Origin of the sequence: Pseudoalteromonas sp. 78C3 (assembly GCF_002836695.1) — a bacterium.
In the GTDB taxonomy this organism is placed as follows: domain Bacteria; phylum Pseudomonadota; class Gammaproteobacteria; order Enterobacterales; family Alteromonadaceae; genus Pseudoalteromonas; species Pseudoalteromonas arctica.
Map to the genome: position 1 here is coordinate 14,577 of NZ_PJAV01000169.1, position 18,239 is coordinate 32,815.

General features: G+C 38.8%; 20 protein-coding genes. 12 read left to right on the top strand and 8 right to left on the bottom strand.

Going from position 1 to position 18,239, the window contains the following annotated elements; translation table 11 throughout:
- The 3 genes from CXF76_RS16725 to tsaD are packed head-to-tail and all read left to right on the top strand — an operon-like array spanning window position 1 to window position 1,989.
- Window positions 1–354, top strand: a complete 354-nt coding sequence (locus tag CXF76_RS16725) for a putative signal transducing protein (RefSeq protein ID WP_007584731.1) — start codon at window positions 1–3, stop codon at window positions 352–354.
- Window positions 347–937, top strand: a complete 591-nt coding sequence (locus CXF76_RS16730; protein WP_007584732.1) for a YjaG family protein — start codon at window positions 347–349, stop codon at window positions 935–937. Before CXF76_RS16725 ends, CXF76_RS16730 begins: the two co-directional genes overlap by 8 nt.
- A 38-nt stretch (window positions 938–975) precedes the next feature.
- On the top strand, window positions 976–1,989 hold the full coding sequence (gene tsaD / locus CXF76_RS16735) for a tRNA (adenosine(37)-N6)-threonylcarbamoyltransferase complex transferase subunit TsaD (protein ID WP_007584734.1): 1,014 nt from the start codon (window positions 976–978) through the stop codon (window positions 1,987–1,989).
- An 11-nt stretch (window positions 1,990–2,000) separates the two neighbouring features.
- Here the strand turns inward: tsaD and plsY are convergent, their stop codons facing one another.
- Complete coding sequence (gene plsY / locus CXF76_RS16740) at window positions 2,001–2,612, bottom strand: glycerol-3-phosphate 1-O-acyltransferase PlsY (RefSeq protein WP_007584736.1); 612 nt, start codon at window positions 2,610–2,612, stop codon at window positions 2,001–2,003.
- A 230-nt stretch (window positions 2,613–2,842) separates the two neighbouring features.
- On the opposite strand from plsY, the gene folB reads away from it, so the two are divergent.
- The 3 genes from folB to CXF76_RS16755 are packed head-to-tail and all read left to right on the top strand — an operon-like array spanning window position 2,843 to window position 4,488.
- Complete coding sequence (folB, locus tag CXF76_RS16745; RefSeq protein WP_007584738.1) at window positions 2,843–3,202, top strand: dihydroneopterin aldolase; 360 nt, start codon at window positions 2,843–2,845, stop codon at window positions 3,200–3,202.
- Complete coding sequence (gene folK / locus CXF76_RS16750) at window positions 3,203–3,691, top strand: 2-amino-4-hydroxy-6-hydroxymethyldihydropteridine diphosphokinase (RefSeq protein WP_024591465.1); 489 nt, start codon at window positions 3,203–3,205, stop codon at window positions 3,689–3,691.
- A complete protein-coding gene (locus CXF76_RS16755; protein ID WP_007584742.1) occupies window positions 3,688–4,488 on the top strand; it encodes an undecaprenyl-diphosphate phosphatase in 801 nt (266 codons plus the stop codon). Before folK ends, CXF76_RS16755 begins: the two co-directional genes overlap by 4 nt.
- A gap of 63 nt (window positions 4,489–4,551) precedes the next feature.
- Here the strand turns inward: CXF76_RS16755 and CXF76_RS16760 are convergent, their stop codons facing one another.
- Window positions 4,552–5,340: a hypothetical protein gene (locus tag CXF76_RS16760; RefSeq protein ID WP_024591466.1), complete on the bottom strand. Its 789-nt coding sequence runs from the start codon at window positions 5,338–5,340 to the stop codon at window positions 4,552–4,554.
- 251 nt (window positions 5,341–5,591) lie between these two features.
- Between CXF76_RS16760 and mpl the strand changes: the two genes are divergently transcribed.
- From mpl to trmB, 5 genes are read left to right on the top strand one after another with little or no spacing between them, the layout of a single operon-like run.
- Window positions 5,592–6,947, top strand: a complete 1,356-nt coding sequence (mpl, locus tag CXF76_RS16765) for a UDP-N-acetylmuramate:L-alanyl-gamma-D-glutamyl-meso-diaminopimelate ligase (protein WP_101164178.1) — start codon at window positions 5,592–5,594, stop codon at window positions 6,945–6,947.
- A gap of 1 nt (window position 6,948) precedes the next feature.
- The gene (locus CXF76_RS16770; RefSeq protein WP_007584746.1) at window positions 6,949–7,569 is read left to right on the top strand and encodes a flavin prenyltransferase UbiX; all 621 of its coding nucleotides are present in this window, start codon (window positions 6,949–6,951) and stop codon (window positions 7,567–7,569) included.
- Window positions 7,569–8,498, top strand: a complete 930-nt coding sequence (locus CXF76_RS16775) for an ABC transporter ATP-binding protein (RefSeq protein ID WP_007584747.1) — start codon at window positions 7,569–7,571, stop codon at window positions 8,496–8,498. The genes CXF76_RS16770 and CXF76_RS16775 overlap by 1 nt, the downstream gene beginning before the upstream one ends.
- Window positions 8,499–9,266, top strand: a complete 768-nt coding sequence (locus CXF76_RS16780) for an ABC transporter permease (RefSeq protein ID WP_007584748.1) — start codon at window positions 8,499–8,501, stop codon at window positions 9,264–9,266.
- On the top strand, window positions 9,266–9,937 hold the full coding sequence (trmB, locus tag CXF76_RS16785; protein ID WP_101164179.1) for a tRNA (guanine(46)-N(7))-methyltransferase TrmB: 672 nt from the start codon (window positions 9,266–9,268) through the stop codon (window positions 9,935–9,937). The genes CXF76_RS16780 and trmB overlap by 1 nt, the downstream gene beginning before the upstream one ends.
- Before the next feature lie 6 nt (window positions 9,938–9,943).
- Here the strand turns inward: trmB and CXF76_RS16790 are convergent, their stop codons facing one another.
- Entirely contained in the window at window positions 9,944–11,827 is a 1,884-nt protein-coding gene (locus CXF76_RS16790) for a bifunctional diguanylate cyclase/phosphodiesterase (protein ID WP_101164180.1), read from the bottom strand.
- A gap of 264 nt (window positions 11,828–12,091) precedes the next feature.
- On the opposite strand from CXF76_RS16790, the gene panP reads away from it, so the two are divergent.
- On the top strand, window positions 12,092–13,717 hold the full coding sequence (gene panP, locus CXF76_RS16795; protein WP_010554416.1) for a pyridoxal-dependent aspartate 1-decarboxylase PanP: 1,626 nt from the start codon (window positions 12,092–12,094) through the stop codon (window positions 13,715–13,717).
- 67 nt (window positions 13,718–13,784) lie between these two features.
- Here the strand turns inward: panP and serA are convergent, their stop codons facing one another.
- The 5 genes from serA to metK all read right to left on the bottom strand — a co-directional run bounded on the left by serA (window position 13,785) and on the right by metK (window position 18,221).
- A complete protein-coding gene (gene serA / locus CXF76_RS16800; RefSeq protein ID WP_007584756.1) occupies window positions 13,785–15,014 on the bottom strand; it encodes a phosphoglycerate dehydrogenase in 1,230 nt (409 codons plus the stop codon).
- Between the two features lie 9 nt (window positions 15,015–15,023).
- On the bottom strand, window positions 15,024–15,677 hold the full coding sequence (rpiA, locus tag CXF76_RS16805) for a ribose-5-phosphate isomerase RpiA (protein WP_007584757.1): 654 nt from the start codon (window positions 15,675–15,677) through the stop codon (window positions 15,024–15,026).
- Between the two features lie 53 nt (window positions 15,678–15,730).
- Entirely contained in the window at window positions 15,731–16,327 is a 597-nt protein-coding gene (locus CXF76_RS16810; protein ID WP_101164181.1) for a 5-formyltetrahydrofolate cyclo-ligase, read from the bottom strand.
- Window positions 16,328–16,345: 18 nt separating this feature from the next.
- On the bottom strand, window positions 16,346–16,894 hold the full coding sequence (locus CXF76_RS16815; RefSeq protein ID WP_101164182.1) for a hypothetical protein: 549 nt from the start codon (window positions 16,892–16,894) through the stop codon (window positions 16,346–16,348).
- Window positions 16,895–17,069: 175 nt separating this feature from the next.
- Window positions 17,070–18,221 carry a methionine adenosyltransferase gene (gene metK, locus CXF76_RS16820; RefSeq protein ID WP_101164183.1) on the bottom strand — a complete coding sequence of 384 codons (1,152 nt, stop codon included), beginning with the start codon at window positions 18,219–18,221 and terminating at the stop codon, window positions 17,070–17,072.
- Between the last annotated feature and the right edge of the window lie 18 nt (window positions 18,222–18,239).

Below are 18,239 nucleotides of genomic sequence, written 5' to 3' on the forward strand. Positions count from 1 at the left end.
TTGCAAAATATTAATAATAAAAATTCAACTGATAGCTCTTTTCAATGGGTTACAATTTATAAAGCCGAAAATACCCTTGAAGCTAATATTATTAAAGGTTTAATACAAACCAGTGGCATTGAATGCAAAATAAAAGGTGAGATGCTCCAAGGCGCATTGGGAGAAATTCCATTTGATCAAGCACAAGTTAGTGTGCAGGTTTATGCGATAAAAGAGCGCCATGCGCGCCAAATATTGTTAAACTATCAACAAGTAAAACAATCCGCTCCAGATTGGGTATGCCCTAACTGTAATGAGCATAATGGATCAACATTTGATTTTTGTTGGTCGTGTGAGACGTTAAAGAATGACTAAAGCAAATAATTTTCAGCGTATTAGAGAGCTTAACTATTTACAAAAAGCTGTTTTAGCAAGTGCTTTAATAGAGCGAATGCTGCCAAATTACGGTTTATTTAGCGAAGCAACGGGGTTTGGTGATGAAACCTTACTTCGTAATTCGCTTAATGTTTGTTGGGAAAAAATATTACTGCCTAAAAGTAAAATAGATCTCGAAAAACAAGTTGAAAAAATAGAACCGAATGTTCCTGAACTTGCTGATTTTGATATGTTTGGTACTTACCCTGCTATTGATGCTGCAACGTCTTTACTTAGCTTAATGCATGGTTTAATGGCGCAAGATGAGCAAGAGTTCATTAGTGTCAGTAAAATATCTCAAGCAACAGTGGCTCGCTTTATTGAATATCAAATGACGGTTGAAGGTGAGGTTGCAGATAACACAGCAGTTAGAGAGCATCCATTAATGCAATACGAAATTGAAGTATTAGGTGAGCTAATTGATTTTGTAGAAAATATGGGGCGTATTACCTCTGATAGCGTGAAGGCACTTAAAAAGTTTGCCCTAGAAGATGGCCAAACAAATATTGGCCTTACGTTATAAAAACAGCGAAGTGAAATTTTAAAGGCAGGAGAAGTACAGTGCGAATTTTAGGCATTGAATCGTCATGTGATGAAACAGGTATTGCAATATACGATGACGAAAAAGGCTTGTTAGCTCATCAATTATACAGCCAGGTAAAAGTACACGCTGATTATGGCGGTGTAGTACCGGAACTTGCATCGCGCGATCATGTTCGTAAAACGCTACCACTTATAGACGCAGCTTTTGCACAAGCGGGTTGCGGCCCAGAAGATTTAGACGGTATTGCTTATACTGCAGGCCCAGGTTTAGTTGGAGCATTGTTGGTAGGTACTTCTATTGGTCGTTCATTAGCATACGGTTGGGATATTCCAGCTGTTGCTGTTCATCATATGGAAGGGCATTTACTTGCTCCGATGCTTGAAGAAAATATTCCTGAGTTTCCGTTTATTGCATTGCTTGTATCGGGCGGTCATACCATGATGGTTAAAGTAGCGGGTATTGGACAATACGAAGTACTAGGTGAGTCAGTTGATGATGCCGCAGGCGAAGCCTTTGATAAAACGGCTAAGTTACTTGGTCTTGACTACCCTGGAGGTCCGCGCTTAGCCAAAATGGCCGAACAAGGCGTTGCGAAGCGCTTTATTTTTCCTCGCCCGATGACCGACAAACCAGGTCTTGATTTTAGTTTTAGTGGTTTAAAAACTGCAGCATCAATCACTATTCGTGAAAATGACGATGACGATCAAACTAAAGCTGATATAGCGCATGCATTTCAAACAGCGGTTATTGATACGTTGGTTATTAAGTGCAAGCGAGCGCTTAAACAAACAGGTATTAAGCGTTTAGTAATCGCCGGTGGCGTAAGTGCAAATACACAGCTTCGATTGCAGCTTGAACGCGTAATGAAAGGTATGAAAGGCGAAGTTTTTTATCCGCGTACTGAATTTTGTACCGACAACGGTGCAATGATTGCTTATGCAGGAATGCAACGTTTAAAAGCAGGGCAATTTGCCACGCTTGATATGAAAACAAAACCTCGTTGGCCTATAGATAGCCTTGAGCCGATTTAATGACTCATATTTTAGATATTTTTGTTTTCATCGGTGGGTGCTTTTTTAGCACCCACTTTTGGTTCTTCCCCGCTAAATAATCGAATAATATTAGTACGGTGACGAAATATAATTAACAGCGTGATAAAAGTAACGGGAAGAGTATAAAGTGGCTTTATCAGCCATGTATATAAGGGCGCTAAAGATACAGCTACAAGCGCTGCCAGCGATGAATAGCGTGTTATTGCCACTATAACTAACCAAGTGCATACAAGTAAACCAGCCAATGATAAGCCAATAGGTAATAATGAGCCAAATGCCGTTGCTACGGCTTTACCTCCTTTGAAGCTAAAAAACAGTGGGTACATATGACCTAAACAAGCAGCTACTGCGACTAATCCAAGCTCTAAAGGTTCAACTTCTAAAAAATAAGCCCCCCATACTGGAATAGTGCCTTTTAAAATATCAAACACTAAAACCAAGCAAGCCGGAAATGCTCCGCCTAATCTATAAACATTTGTAGCCCCTGGGTTGTTAGAACCACTATTACGAGGGTCAGGGAGTTTGAACAACCGCGACACTAAAATAGCCGACGAAATCGACCCAAGTAAATAAGCTAAAACAAACATTAAAGTGGCTAACACACGCTTCCTTATTTTTTAATTACTATACCAATTGATAGTACTTTTAAGCTATTATTGGCAGCAAAATTTATCGTGAAAATTATTAACAGACTATTTAATAGCTAGTTTGGTTATTTTGCTATTGTAGAAGTTATTTTCACATATTTAAACACTGGCTAAACCATATACAGTATTAATTTTATTGATGCTTTGTATAGTTGCTTAGTCGTTTGTTGTTATTTGGAGTATCAATGGATAAGGTTTTTATATCTCAATTGCACGTCGACACTATTATTGGAGTGTACGACTTTGAAAAAGAAAGTAAACAGAGCCTTTATTTTGATATTGAAATGCTTAGTGATATTAAGCCTGCAGCCGAAAATGACGATATTAATTTAGCACTGGATTACTCAAAAGTAAGCGAACGCGTTATTAAGCACTGCACTGCAAAACCTGTTGAGTTGCTAGAGACTTTGGTTGAGCAGTTGGCTGAGATTATTTTAAGCGAGTTTAATACGCCACAAGTTACTATAAGAGTAAGTAAACCTGCAGCAGTAGCACAAGCACAAACTGTAGGTGTTGAAATTACACGTGTTAAGGCAACTGACTAAATGGCTCAAATTTATATCAGCCTAGGGTCAAATATAAATAAAGCGCATTATATACAATGTGCATTAATTGCACTTAAGCAGCACTTTGAGCACATTGTGCACTCGTCTGTTTTTGAAAGTGAAGCAGTTGGGTTTGCTGGCAATAATTTTTATAATTCAGTAGTTGGCGCTACAACTGATATGTCGCTTGCTGATGTATGCGCTTTATTAAAAGAAATAGAGCGTGATAATGGGCGTACAGCGAACGATAAAAAATTTAGTCCACGAACGCTCGATTTAGATTTACTGTTTTATGATGATGTAACTTGCGATTCCCCAGCGCAATTACCACGTGATGAAATAACTAAAAATGCATTTGTATTACAACCTCTGAGTGAGGTTGCCCCAGATTTTTATCATCCTGTAGCTAAGCAAACGATTGCGCAGTTATGGAATGAATATAATAACCCTCAACAAAAGCTATGGAAGGTGGAGTTTTCTAACCTATGAGTATTATCGAAATAATTATTTTAGCCCTCATACAGGGATTTACTGAGTTTTTACCAATATCGAGTTCTGCGCATTTAATTCTCCCATCGCAAATTTTAGGTTGGGAAGATCAAGGGCTTGCGTTTGACGTAGCAGTACATGTTGGTACTTTAATAGCCGTTGTTATTTATTTTCGTAAAGAAGTAGTAGATATACTAAGCGCATGGTTTAAATCTTTTGGTAAGCAAGGCACTACCGATGACAGTAAATTAGGCTGGTGGATTATACTAGGTACAGTGCCTGCCGCTATTTTAGGTTTACTTTTAAAAGACTTTATTGAGTTATATTTGCGAAGCGCTTGGGTAATTGCTACTACCACCATTGTATTTGGTTTGTTGCTTTGGTACGCAGATGCAAAAGGGAAACAAATTAAAACTATTTATCAGCTCAATTGGAAAACGGCACTTATCATTGGTTTCGCACAAGCTGTTGCAATGATCCCGGGTACTTCTCGATCAGGTATCACGATGACCGCTGGTTTAATGTTGGGTATGAATAAGCAAAGCGCAGCGCGTTTTTCGTTTTTACTAGCGATTCCGATTATTTCTATGATGGGGCTTTATTATATTGCAGAGCTTGCACTGGGTGACCATGTAGTTGATTGGAATACATTATTGCTTGGTGTGGTGCTATCGTTCTTATCGGCTTATGCATGTATATTTATGTTTTTAAAAGTAATAGAGCGAATGGGTATGTTGCCATTTGTAATATATCGTTTATTACTCGGTGTCGGTTTGATTGTATTTTTAACGCTATAAACAAACTTAATTAGTAAAACCAAAAAAAGCACCTTTAGGTGCTTTTTTGGTTTTAAACTCAGCTTATAAATTTAATAAATAAGCTTCAATAAAGCGGCGTTGGTTAGCGGCTTTTGGCGCTGTTTTAAATATAAGTGTATTACCATTTTTACGTAGTTTTAGCTCATTAGTAAATTTACATTCGATAGCATTGAACTGAGCTATGTCGTTTTTAAAACTTTGGTCTTTTTCGCACATGTATGCCATTTCGTTTGCAACTTGTGCACAAAATGAACCCACTGGATATTCTTTTAGGTTTTCATCATCAATGCTTTCCCAATCAACATTGGTATTTATTTTTAATCCGCATTGCTTATCTATTTCGCTATTAGCGGCAGCTATATTTTTTTGTTGATACCCTAAATGCTTTTCACGATTAAACTCCGCTAGTTTAGCTTGAGTACCTTTATTTAATTGTTGATCGTATTGCGCTTTTAAGTCTTCAACAATGGCAGGGTTTGACTCTTCTTTTTTTGATAAGTAAATTCCATCACGAGTGTCTGGAATATAAAGATTGTAAGAGCAACAGCGGTAGCCTTCCTCAACACTTACTAAACTTCTTTGTGTACCATCGTAAGTATATTTGTAAGCTTTATTACTACCATGAGGTTTTAAATCGGTTAAAAATACAATGCCATCAATATCATGGTTTATGCCTGTTACTTTTACTAAAGCTTGTTTTTTATCTGTTGTTGGGGCAATAACAACATTAACGCCTTCGCCCGAACTTAGTTCTATTGGGTACTTAGCAAATTCCAAAGCAAAGCTTTTTTGACTAAGTAAAATACAGGCTATAAAGAATAGTTTTTTCATATTAAGTCCTTTTTAAGTTTTAAAGTTATACAGCAAGCTGGTTTATAACATTGATAATAATTGATTAAAAGCAATACAGGGTAGGTGAACGTGCCTATTTTTTGATTTTTAGCGTTTAAAAAACTAATTAACGTGTTTTTGGCACGAGTGAATTGTGCAGACGTACATAGTAACTAAGCACGAATTTTGGCATTATAGCGCCATTAAACTTTGCATAGCTGTAAAGTGAGCATACGATTTAAGGAAAGTATATGCATATACATATTTTGGGCATTTGTGGCACGTTTATGGGTGGTATTGCAGCCATTGCTAAATCATTAGGTCATAAAGTAACGGGTTCTGATCAAAACGTTTACCCACCAATGAGTACGCAACTTGAAGAGCTTGGCATTGAACTGACTCAAGGCTACGACGTATCTCAATTAGAGCCAAAACCAGATATGGTAGTTATCGGTAATGCAATGAGCCGTGGTAACCCGTGTGTTGAATATGTGCTTGATAAAGGTCTGCCTTACACCTCAGGCCCTGAATGGCTTAAACATAATTTATTACAAAAATCGTGGGTACTTGCTGTAGCGGGTACGCATGGAAAAACAACCACAGCAAGTATGCTTGCGTGGGTTTTAGAGTATGCAGGTTTAAAACCAGGGTTTTTAATTGGCGGCATAGTCCAAAATTTTGGTGTATCGGCAAAAGTGGGTGAAACGCCATTTTTTGTTATTGAAGCCGATGAATACGACACTGCTTTTTTTGATAAGCGCAGTAAGTTTGTCCATTACCTTCCACGTACACTTATTTTAAATAATCTTGAATTCGATCACGCTGATATTTTCGAAGATTTGAACGCAATAAAAAAACAATTTCATCACTTAATGCGTACATTACCTCAAAGCGGCAAGGTAATTTGGCCTAAGCAAGACGTAGCGCTTAATGACGTAATAGCACAAGGGCTTTGGAGCGAAAGCGAAACGCTAGGCGATGATTGGAGCTATGAATTAATAAAAGCTGATGGTAGTGAGTTTAATGTACTTTTAAATAACGAAAAGCAGGGCACTGTTTGCTGGCAAGCAATAGGCGAGCATAACGTTAAAAATGCAATTATGACTATCGCAGCAGCGCGTCATGTGGGTATAGCTGTTGATCATAGTATTGATGCCTTAGGAGAATTTATTAGCCCTAAAAGGCGTATGGAGCTAAAGGCTGATATTAATAATATTAAGGTGTATGACGATTTTGCGCATCACCCAACAGCAATTAAAACTACGCTTGCAGGACTGCGCGCAAAAGTAGGTGATGAAAAAATTATCGCTATTTTAGAGCCGCGCTCAAACACTATGAAAATGGGCGTGCACCAATATACATTATTAGATTCACTGCGTGATGCTGACGACGTACTACTTTTTGAACCAGAGAATCTAAATTGGTCGCTAAAAGAGCAAGCAGATAAAGCAGGCATGCAGTGCTTTAGCAGCACGCAAACAATTATTGATACGGTGCTTGAAAATATTGAGCCTAATCAGCATATTTTAATTATGAGCAATGGCGGTTTTAATGGCCTTCATCAACACCTTGTTGATGGTTTAGCTGATAAATACAGCGGAGAATAATGTGCAATTTAAAGATAGAATTACGCTCGCTTTTAGCGGTGCATCAGGTGCGCCTTATGGTTTAAGGTTACTTGAAGTGTTGCTTGAACAGCAATTTCAAGTTTACGTACTTATCTCAAGTGCAGCACGAGTGGTGCTTGATACAGAATCAAATATTAAGCTCTCTGGTAATGAAGATAAAGCCACTGAGCAGTTAAGTACGCTGTTTAATGCTAAATCTGGGCAGTTAAAAGTATACGGTAAAGATAACTGGTTTAGCCCTGTGGCTTCGGGCTCTGCTGCACCTAAAAAAATGGTGGTATGCCCGTGTAGTGCAGGATCGGTTTCTGCAATTGCAGTAGGGGCGTCAGATAACTTATTAGAGCGCGCCGCTGATGTGGTAATTAAAGAACGCGGACAGTTAATTTTAGTGCCGCGCGAAACACCGTTTAACGAAATTCATTTAGAAAACATGCTTAAGTTATCTCGTTTAGGTGTGACCATAATGCCAGCAGCGCCTGGCTTTTATCATAAGCCACAAAGTATTGAAGACTTAGTTGATTTTATGGTGGCGAGAATTTTAGATCATTTAAATATTGAACATAACCTAACAAAACGTTGGGGTTATGGTGAGGGTAAGTAATGAATAAGCAAAATATTGCTTTAAATATAGAAGGCCTTACCAAGGTTTATAAAAATGGTGTTGAGGCTATTAAAGGCGTTGATTTGCAAGTTAAAGAGGGCGACTTTTTTGCTTTACTTGGTCCAAACGGAGCAGGTAAATCAACCACCATTGGTGTTATTTCGTCACTTGTTAATAAAACAAAAGGCAAAGTAGAAGTATTCGGTTGTAATATTGATACTGACTTAGAAGCTGCAAAAGCGCATTTAGGCTTAGTGCCGCAAGAGTTTAACTTTAGTCAGTTTGAAACACTTAGCCAAATACTTGTTAACCAAGCCGGTTATTATGGTGTGCCACGTGGCGAAGCCCATAAACGTGCTGATAAGTACTTAGCGCAGCTTGGCTTACTTGAGAAAAAAGACAAACAAGCACGTACGCTTTCAGGCGGTATGAAACGCCGATTAATGATTGCGCGTGCCCTTATGCACGAACCTAAGTTGCTTATACTTGATGAGCCAACAGCGGGGGTAGACATAGAACTTCGTCGTTCAATGTGGGATTTTTTACGCCAAATAAATGAGCAAGGCGTAACTATTATTTTAACTACACACTACCTTGAAGAAGCAGAGTTACTGTGTAAAAACATCGCCATAATCGATAATGGCCGAATTGTTGAAAATACGACCATTAAAGCATTGCTTGCAAAGCTTGATAAAGAAACCTTTATTTTAGATTTAAAAATGCCAGCAAACCCCGTCACGCTTGAAGGCTATAAATTTACCATGACGGACGATCATACTGTTGAAGTGGAAGTCGCTAAGTCTCAAGGCTTAAATGCGGTTTTTAGTGCATTAACAACTCAAGGTAATACTGTATTGAGTATGCGAAATAAAGCAAACAGACTAGAAGAGTTATTTGTAGGATTATTAGAGCAAGGGCGGGGCGAATAAATGTTTAAATATGGCGTAGCCTTAAAGAGTTTGTGGATTAAAGAGTGCATTCGTTTTTTACGTATTTGGGTGCAAACTTTAGTACCGCCAGCAATTACGATGAGCTTATATTTTGTTATTTTTGGTAACTTAATTGGTTCACGCATTGGCGACATGGGCGGCTTTAGTTATATGGAGTTTATTGTACCTGGCCTTATAATGATGTCGGTTATTACTAACTCTTATTCCAACGTAGCCTCTAGTTTTTACTCAACAAAGTTTCAAAAAAGCATTGAAGAGCTTTTAGTTGCACCTGTACCTAACTACATCATTGTTCTAGGTTATATGGGCGGCGGCATGACGCGCGGTATTATGGTGGGCTTTATAGTTACCTGTGTGTCGTTATTATTTGTTGATATTCAAATTCATAATATTTTTGTAATTATGGCGACGGTTATTTTAACCTCAGCTGTATTTGCTTTAGGTGGCTTAATTAATGCGATTTACGCAAACAGCTTTGACGATATAAGCATTATCCCCACCTTCATACTAACGCCACTAACTTACTTAGGCGGTGTATTTTATTCAATTACGTTGCTGCCTGAATTTTGGCAGAATGTATCACAAATCAACCCTATAATTTATATGGTTAACGCATTTCGTTATGGCTTTTTAGGTGTGTCGGATGTTGATTTGAGCGTGGCTCTTGGGGTTATTTTAGTATTTATAACAGCGTTATTTACATTAGCGCTTACATTGATCAAAAAAGGTGTGGGGCTAAGACACTAATGAGTGATGCAAATTCACGTAGTATTGTATCTAATCAAGCGGGTATTCACGAAAAGCTTGATGAAATAGTAAATAAGCACTTAGATGCTGAATTTAAAAAGCCAATTGCAGCACACACCCAAGCCGCATTTGACGAGGTTAATGCTAAAGTACAAGCCTTTAGTGGCCCGCTTATTTTAGACTCGTGTTGTGGCGTAGGTGAAAGCTCAGCTAACTTAGCTAAGCGCCACCCTGATGCACTTATAATTGGTATTGATAAATCGTCGCACCGATTAGATAAGCACGATGTTGAATATAAGCAAACAGATAGTGGTCAGTACATCTTAGTGCAAGCAGACTTAAATGACTTTTGGCGTTTAGCGGTTGCTGCTAATTGGCAACCTACGCACCATTATTTGTTGTATCCAAACCCGTGGCCTAAATCTAAGCATATTCGTAGACGCTGGCATGGCGCAGCTATTTTTCCATTTATCGTTAAGTTAGGTGGAAAATTAGAAGTGCGCAGCAATTGGGATATTTACGTTAAGGAGTTTGCTCGGGCGCTTGAATTAACAGGCAACCCTTGCGATGTAACACTTTATGAGTCAGACGATGCAATTACGCCTTTTGAGCGTAAATACTGGGCCAGTGGCCAGCAAAGCCACCGACTCGTTATTAACTTACTTCGCTAAAGTAAGTTAAAGTGCTAATTCTTCTTCTGTAACCGTACTAACATGTGGCATTGGGTGGGCAAAGTAGTTGCCTTGCATTAGTGTCACATTCGCCTTTTTAAGTGCGGTTACTATGGTTGCATTTTCTACCGACTCTGCCATTAATTGCAAACCAAGTTGATTAGCAAAACTGGCTATATGTTCAATAAATAAATAGATGTCTTTGTCATGCACTATTTGCTTTATTAGTGCACCATCTAGCTTAATACCGTCCACTTCAAGCTTAAGTACGTTTGATATATTTGAATAACCACTGCCAAAGTCATCAATAATAACCTTAACGCCTTTCGTTTTAACCATTCCAATAAATGCTTTCACCTCAGAAAAGTTGGCAATAGCTTGGGTTTCTAAAAGCTCTAGTGTGATATTACCAGGATGCGGGTAGCGCTTAAGTTCGTCCGCAATAAATTCACTTAAATTAGGGTCGAGCATATCTTGTGCTGTTATATTTAAACTCCAGCAAATATCGGTTTTTCTAAAGCGACTAACACATTGTGAAAATATAGTACGGGTAAGTATTCCGTCCATTCTTGAGCGAGTAACAACATTTAAAAATGCATCAGGTTTCAACACTTCCCCTTGCGCCGTTACCATTCGAGCTAAACATTCGTATTGAACGACCTTGTTGATATTTGTATCAATAATGGGTTGAAAGTAAGGCACTATACGGTTGTTATCAAACGCTTCACGCACTTCTTTAGCCATTTCAACATTGTATTGATATTGCGTTTTTACATCGTGTAGCGCTTTTGAGTAGTTAACTACGCTATGCCTGCCTTGTTTGGCTTGCAGCGCCGCTATATGAGCGTTTTCAAGTAGTAGCGATTTATTGCCACTGGCAATACCTGCACATAAGGTTATGTAAATAAAAGGGTCAGTTAACACTGGGGTGTTAAAGTTATACGTTTTTACGAGATCGGTAAATTCGTCATTGCTCATTTCTTTAGGCGCGAGTAATACTATTTTGTTGGTTGCTAGTCTGTATATATGGCAATGCGCAGAGCTTCTGAGTTTAAAGTGAATAAGTAAGTTTTTCATTACTTTGTCACCCACTTCAGTGCCGTAGAAACTGTTTATATCTTCTATTTCATTAACCCAAATAACGGCTAACTGCATGTGATGAGCATTACTTTTTTTAATAAAGTACTCAAGAGCAATATGATTTGAAAAACCAGTACTTGAGTCAGTTGCTAAAGAGCGCTTTAGTAAATAAATATATATGGCGGCAACAAGTATCGCGATAAAAAAGAAGAAGCTAGCCATTGCAGCAGCTTTCGATACGCTTTCTTTAAGTTTCTCGTTTAAATTGTAAATAGTTATATCGGCACCCGTTAAATAGGTATTGCCGTTAATAGGGTCAACGTAAGGAATAAAAATAGTTTTAAAGTGGCCCCACTGATCGCTCGATATTTCAAATACAGGCTCGGTTGAGTAAAAAGCACTTATATTTGCATCGGTAGCTTCAGGGTAGAGATCTAAAAATTGAGTTACTTTGCCATTATTCTGATCGTCTTGCGTGTAGCTTGATGAGCTAAAAAGAACCTTTCCGTCTTTTAAAATCATTGAATATACATAAGCAATATCAAGTGCTTGAGCAAACTCAGAGAGCTGTTTACTCTTATTTTGATAGTAAGAAAAACTTATGTTGTCGCCTTGATTAACCGCACTTAAGTAATTTTCACCTAGAATATGTTTAACGCTGGTGGCGGCATTAAGTAAGCGATTATCAACCGACTGCATTATTTCAGCACGCGTGGTTTGGTATGTGTAGTAAACATAGGTAAGCAAGCTTATTAAAAACAAGCTAAAGCCTGCCACTATCCAACTAACTTTGACTCTTCCTTCTGGCATATGTGTCCCTTTTTTGTTATCAAATTTATTATACCCAAAATAAGTAAATGCCCAATAAATAATTAGGTTTGGTAGAGTTTTAATTAAATTATCATTTTTTTGTCATCGCTTTGATTGCTTTTATAGGTTTAAACGAGACATTTTAGTTATATTGCAGTAAAGTTAGCGCAATTTTTAAAGAAACACGATTGCTCTAAATGTCCTAATAAGTAGGTGTTTTTGATGGGTAAGCGCGTGTTTTAGCTACACACACTAGGTATTGAGATGGATCAAAAGCGTTGTGCCGTCGCCTCTAAAGAAAGCCTTAAGCGTATATTTACTGTACCTGAAGCGCCAGACTCAACTTTAAGCAAAATCGAGCTTGAAATTTCGAGTAATTTAGCAGGTTTTCTAAACGAAAATATAGCGGCAATTGAAAAACCATTACATGAAATCGAAAAAGATTTTCAGTCGGCAGTGATCCCAGAGGATCCAACGTTTGTATCTGCTTATGCCCAAGACATAATGGAGCAACTTGTTGCACATTCTGTGCATACAGCTGCGCCTAGCTTTATTGGTCACATGACCTCTGCCTTGCCGCATTTTTTATTACCGCTGTCAAAATTGATGGTAGGGCTAAATCAAAATCTAGTAAAAATAGAAACGTCTAAAGCGTTTACGCCTCTTGAACGTCAAGTGCTTGGAATGATGCATCATTTAGCTTATGGGCAAGAAGATTCATTTTATTCTAAATGGATGCACAGTGCTAAAACCTCACTAGGTGCATTTTGCTCTGGTGGAACGGTTGCTAATATTACTGCGCTTTGGATTGCTCGAAACCGCTTATTAAAACCCGATGGCGATTTTAGAGGTATCGGCGCACAAGGCCTAATTGCCGGTATGCTGCATTACGGCTATAAAGGTTTAGCAGTATTAATATCAGAACGCGGACATTACTCATTAGGTAAATCGGTTGATTTACTCGGTATTGGCCGCGATAACTTAATTGGTATTAAAACCTGCGAAAATAATAAAGTTGATGTAGGAGCTATGCGCGAAAAAGCACGTGAGCTTGAATCGCAAGGCATTAAAGTAATGGCGATTATTGGGGTAGCGGGTACAACCGAAACCGGTAATATTGACCCACTTGATGAAATGGCTGACTTAGCACAAGACATTAACTGCCATTTTCATGTAGATGCTGCATGGGGAGGAGCAACCCTTTTATCGAACACGCATCGCCCTTTACTTAAAGGGATTGAGCGAGCAGATTCAATTACCATCGATGCACATAAACAAATGTATGTACCAATGGGAGCGGGCTTAGTTTTATTTAAAGATCCCGCTGCAACTGATGCAATAGAGCATCACGCTGAGTACATATTACGTAAAGGTTCAAAAGACTTAGGTAGCCACACGCTTGAAGGCAGCCGACCTGGTATGGCAATGTTAGTACATGCTTGCTTACGTGTTATTGGTCGTAAAGGTTACGAAATGCTGATTGATCGAAGCATCAAAAAAGCACATTACTTTGCTGATTTAATTAAAGCTGATGAAGACTTTGAGCTTATTTCAGAACCTGAATTGTGCTTATTAACGTATCGTTATGTACCTAAGAAAATTAAACAAGCAATAGCCGATGCTGATGCAGCAACTCGGTTAGATATTTTTGCTTCACTGAACCGTTTTACTGCCAGTATGCAAAAACGTCAGCGAGAGTCTGGTCGCTCATTTGTATCACGTACTCGTTTAACGCCTTCTAAATACGACAATCAACCAACGGTTGTATTTAGGGTGGTACTTGCAAACCCGCTTACCTCAGGCGCTATTTTAAAAGAGATATTAGCTGAGCAAAAAGAGTTGGCTGCAACAGATCCGGTATTCAAAAAATACCTAAGAAAGTATATGTAATCTAAATACAAAAAAGGGTCACTTAATGAAGTGACCCTTTTTGATATTAGAATAGCTGATTAAATTACTAATGCAGAATACGTGCTCTAATTGTACCTTCAACTGCGCTTAGTTCTTTAAGTGCTACTTCAGATTGATCTGTATCTACATCAATAACTACATAACCAATAGATGCGTCTGTTTGTAGGTATTGCGCAGCAATGTTAATACCATGCTGTGCAAACGCTTGGTTAATTTGCGTTAGTACACCAGGGCGGTTGTGGTGTACGTGTAATAAACGGCTACGATTAGCAAGCTCAGGCAGCGATACTTCAGGGAAGTTAACGGCAGTAATAGTTGAGCCATTATCTGAGTATTTAGCCAGTTTACCCGCTACTTCAATACCAATGTTTTCTTGCGCTTCTTGTGTAGAACCACCAATGTGCGGCGTTAAAATAACATTGTCGAATTGGCGCAGTGGCGATACAAATTCTTCATCGTTAGATTTTGGCTCAGTAGGGAACACATCGATTGCTGCACCACTTAGTTTTTTCTCTGTTAGTGCTTCTGCAAGTGCATCAATATCAACAACAGTTCCGCGTGAAGCGTTGATCAAAATAGATCCCTGCTTCATAACAGCAAGTTCTGCACTACCAATAAGATTTTTAGTTTGCGGTGTTTCTGGTACGTGTAAGCTAATAATATCAGAGCGTTGTAACAGCTGAGTTAGGTTGTGAACTTGTTTTGCATTACCGAGTGATAATTTATCTTCGATATCGTAAAACTCCACGTTCATACCGATATTTTCAGCCATAATACCTAGCTGAGTACCAATGTGACCGTAGCCAATAATACCTAATGTTTTACCACGTGCTTCAAACGAACCATTTGCTGTTTTTAACCAGCCACCACGATGAGCCGCTGCATTACGCTCTGGAATACCGCGTAATAAAAGTAGGATTTCACCAAGTACAAGTTCAGCAACTGAACGAGTATTAGAAAATGGTGCGTTAAATACAGCAATACCGCGTTCGCGTGCTGCATCTAAATCAACTTGGTTTGTACCAATACAAAAACACCCAACAGCAACTAGCTTGTCAGCTGAGTCTAATACGGCTTGGTTAATATGAGTACGAGAACGAAGTCCTACAAAGTGAACATCTTTAATGCGCTCTTTTAATTCGTCCTCAGGTAAGGATGTTTTAACGTAGTCGATATTGCTGTAACCGTTACGTTTTAGCGTTTCAACAGCGCTTTGGTGAACACCTTCAAGCAAGAGAATTTTAATTTTGTCTTTTGCTAACGATACCTTACTCATAACCTCATCCTATTTAATTTGTGGCCCATTTTTAGTACCGATAATCACTTTATCAGCACCACGCATAGCAAATAGGCCGTTGGTAACTACGCCAACAATTGAATTTATTTGTGCTTCAAGTTGTTTAGCATTGGTAATTTTTAAGTTAAATACATCTAATATAACGTTACCGTTATCGGTAACTACGCCTTGGCGATAAACCGGGTCACCACCAAGCTTTAATAATTCTCGTGCAACGTAGCTGCGAGCCATTGGAATAACTTCTACCGGAAGCGGGAAGTCGCCTAATGTTTTTACTAATTTTGTGTCATCTACAATACACACAAATTGTTTAGCTACAGCGGCTACTATTTTTTCGCGAGTGAGGGCTGCACCGCCACCTTTAATCATTTCGTTTTGGGCGTTTATTTCGTCAGCACCGTCAACGTATACATCTAAAGCAGCAACGTTATTAAGCTCAAATACTTCAATACCTAACGCTTGTAGGCGCGCGGTTGAGGCTTCTGAACTTGATACAGCGCCTACAATAGTGTCCTTTACTGAGCCAAGGGCATCAATAAAGTGATTAACAGTAGAGCCTGTACCCACACCTACAATAGTGTTTTCTTTTACAAACTCGAGTGCTGCCCAAGCAGCTGCTTTTTTTAATTCGTCTTGTGTCATTGCTTTGTGCTCATGTATGTCAGAAATATGCGGTTAGTAATCAAATTTAATTGTTACCAACAGTATGTTTTATCTGGGGTGATAATGGTTTTAAGTGGTACATCCCACGACTCGATTGGTAGGGCCTCAACTTTTTGGCATTCATGTGCAAGGCCAATTAGTTGTGGTTTTTGCCAATTTTGTTCGTGTAAACGCGCCAATGTCCGGTCGTAAAACCCACCTCCCATTCCTAGGCGATTACCTTGTTTATCAAATGCAACTAATGGCATAAGGAGGTAATCAAGCACTGGTAATGGGCATATTTGAGAGCAGTTCAGCTTAGGCTCCAAGATACCATAGCGATTTGCTCTCATGGGTGAGTTTTTCTCATAGCGCTGAAATAGTAAATTAGCGCCATTGAATGGGTGTATTATAGGTAGGTAAACGGTATGGTTTAAACTCCATAATTCTTTAATTAACAATGAAGTGTCTAGCTCCCCATCGTTACTTAAGTAAATGGCAATATGCTTTGAATTCGTTGTTTTTTCGCTTTTTAAATGTTGAATAAAATTCATTTTTAGCGATTGCGCAGCAATTATTTGCTGATTATTTGACAAGTTTTTACGGGTGTTACGAATTTCTGCTCTTATTTTTGCACGTTTATTGCTCATTAAATTAATTAGCCATTCTTAAAAAGAGAATAAATCGGGAAAAATTAAAAAAACAGCCAGTACGACTAGCAAAATGGTGGCAGTTGCAATCAATGAATATAAAAGTAAGTTACTGCGTTTTTTAGGAGGCGCTAAATCATCATCTAGCATTAGATCGTCACCTTGCCATTCGTCAATACTTTCGTCTGGTGTTTTTAATTGAGCTTCAGGAAGGCGTTGCTCTAACTCGTCTAACTTTTCTTCAAGGCGAATTAAGCTGCTAGTGATGTAATCGAGTGCATCAAAAATACGTTCATCACGTTGATTGTTATTTGCAGCAGGGTTTGAGCCATTTTGAATGATGTTTGAAACAGCTTGAAGCTTACTTTTAATGCCTAAGCCTGCTAGTAACTTAGCCTGTTTTAACGCTTTGTCTTTATCGCTTGGTGCAAACAGTGGCTTACCTTTAAAAAAAAGAGCTACTTTTTCATCTGACGTTTTTAATTTTGCAGCTAAATTTGTACATGCTGTTTTTATGTCAACGTTATCGGCAAGTCCTGCAAATATAACGCGAAAGTTATCGGCCATTTAACTGTCCCTAAAGCTTTTATAATGAAATGAGTATATACCTAAAGTACAAAAGAATTCGAGGTCGATTTAATAGTTATTTTGTAGACGCTCTACAAACAATATAGCGAATAAGTTTTAGATGCAAAAACGGCCCTTAAAAGGGCCGTTTTTAATTTACTACAACAATTTTGGCTTAAAGGCCGGCAGCTGCGCGAAGTGCGTCTGCTTTATCTGTACGTTCCCAAGGGAATTCGTCACGACCAAAGTGGCCGTAAGCCGCTGTAGGAAGGTAGATAGGGCGCTCTAAATCAAGCATTTGAATTAAGCCGTAAGGGCGCAGGTCAAAATGTTCACGAATAAGCTCGATTAAACGGCTTTCTTCTAGCTTGCTTGTACCAAACGTTTCAACGCTGATAGAAGTAGGCTCTGCAACACCAATTGCGTAAGAAACTTGTAGCTCACACTTGTCAGCAAGACCAGCAGCAACAATGTTTTTAGCAACGTAACGTGCAGCGTATGCTGCTGAACGGTCAACTTTTGATGGATCTTTACCAGAGAAAGCACCACCACCGTGACGAGCCATACCACCGTATGTATCTACAATGATTTTACGACCAGTTAAACCACAGTCACCCATTGGTCCGCCAATAACAAAGCGACCTGTTGGGTTAATGAAAAACTTAGTTGCACTTGTGATAAGTTCTGCAGGAAGTACCGGCTTGATGATAGTTTCCATTACCGCTTCTACTAAATCTTTTTGCGAAATGTCTTCGCTGTGCTGAGTAGAAAGTACAACAGCATCAATACCTACAGGTTTGCCATTTTCGTATGCAAAAGTAACTTGAGATTTTGCATCTGGACGTAACCAGTTAAGCTCGCCGCTTTTACGAACCTCAGCTTGGCGCTGTACTAAACGGTGTGAGTAAGTAATTGGAGCAGGCATTAGTACTTCTGTTTCGTTACATGCGTAACCAAACATTAAGCCTTGGTCGCCAGCGCCTTGCTCTTCTGGGCTAGTACGGTCAACACCTTGGTTAATGTCTGGAGACTGTTTACCAATAGTGTTTAAAATTGCACATGAATCGGCATCAAAGCCCATGTCTGAATTTGTGTAGCCAATGTCACGAATTGTTTTACGTGTAATTTCTTCGATATCAACCCATGCGCTAGTAGTGATTTCACCACCAACCATAACCATACCGGTTTTTACGTAAGTTTCGCATGCAACACGGGCATGAGAGTCTTGCTCTAGGATAGCATCAAGTACCGCATCAGAGATTTGATCGGCGATTTTATCCGGATGACCTTCAGAAACTGATTCAGAAGTAAATAAATGTTTTGCCATTGTAATTCTGCTCACAAA

Excerpts from the sequence above, each read along its gene's own strand:
- CXF76_RS16730 (WP_007584732.1), top strand. The coding sequence starts at position 347 with ATGACTAAAGCAAATAATTTTCAGCGTATTAGAGAGCTTAACTATTTA.
- folB (WP_007584738.1), top strand. The coding sequence starts at position 2,843 with ATGGATAAGGTTTTTATATCTCAATTGCACGTCGACACTATTATTGGA.
- folK (WP_024591465.1), top strand. The coding sequence starts at position 3,203 with ATGGCTCAAATTTATATCAGCCTAGGGTCAAATATAAATAAAGCGCAT.
- CXF76_RS16755 (WP_007584742.1), top strand. The coding sequence starts at position 3,688 with ATGAGTATTATCGAAATAATTATTTTAGCCCTCATACAGGGATTTACT.
- CXF76_RS16760 (WP_024591466.1), bottom strand. The coding sequence starts at position 5,340 with ATGAAAAAACTATTCTTTATAGCCTGTATTTTACTTAGTCAAAAAAGC.
- mpl (WP_101164178.1), top strand. The coding sequence starts at position 5,592 with ATGCATATACATATTTTGGGCATTTGTGGCACGTTTATGGGTGGTATT.
- CXF76_RS16775 (WP_007584747.1), top strand. The coding sequence starts at position 7,569 with ATGAATAAGCAAAATATTGCTTTAAATATAGAAGGCCTTACCAAGGTT.
- CXF76_RS16780 (WP_007584748.1), top strand. The coding sequence starts at position 8,499 with ATGTTTAAATATGGCGTAGCCTTAAAGAGTTTGTGGATTAAAGAGTGC.
- trmB (WP_101164179.1), top strand. The coding sequence starts at position 9,266 with ATGAGTGATGCAAATTCACGTAGTATTGTATCTAATCAAGCGGGTATT.
- CXF76_RS16790 (WP_101164180.1), bottom strand. The coding sequence starts at position 11,827 with ATGCCAGAAGGAAGAGTCAAAGTTAGTTGGATAGTGGCAGGCTTTAGC.
- panP (WP_010554416.1), top strand. The coding sequence starts at position 12,092 with ATGGATCAAAAGCGTTGTGCCGTCGCCTCTAAAGAAAGCCTTAAGCGT.
- serA (WP_007584756.1), bottom strand. The coding sequence starts at position 15,014 with ATGAGTAAGGTATCGTTAGCAAAAGACAAAATTAAAATTCTCTTGCTT.
- rpiA (WP_007584757.1), bottom strand. The coding sequence starts at position 15,677 with ATGACACAAGACGAATTAAAAAAAGCAGCTGCTTGGGCAGCACTCGAG.
- CXF76_RS16810 (WP_101164181.1), bottom strand. The coding sequence starts at position 16,327 with ATGAGCAATAAACGTGCAAAAATAAGAGCAGAAATTCGTAACACCCGT.
- CXF76_RS16815 (WP_101164182.1), bottom strand. The coding sequence starts at position 16,894 with ATGGCCGATAACTTTCGCGTTATATTTGCAGGACTTGCCGATAACGTT.
- metK (WP_101164183.1), bottom strand. The coding sequence starts at position 18,221 with ATGGCAAAACATTTATTTACTTCTGAATCAGTTTCTGAAGGTCATCCG.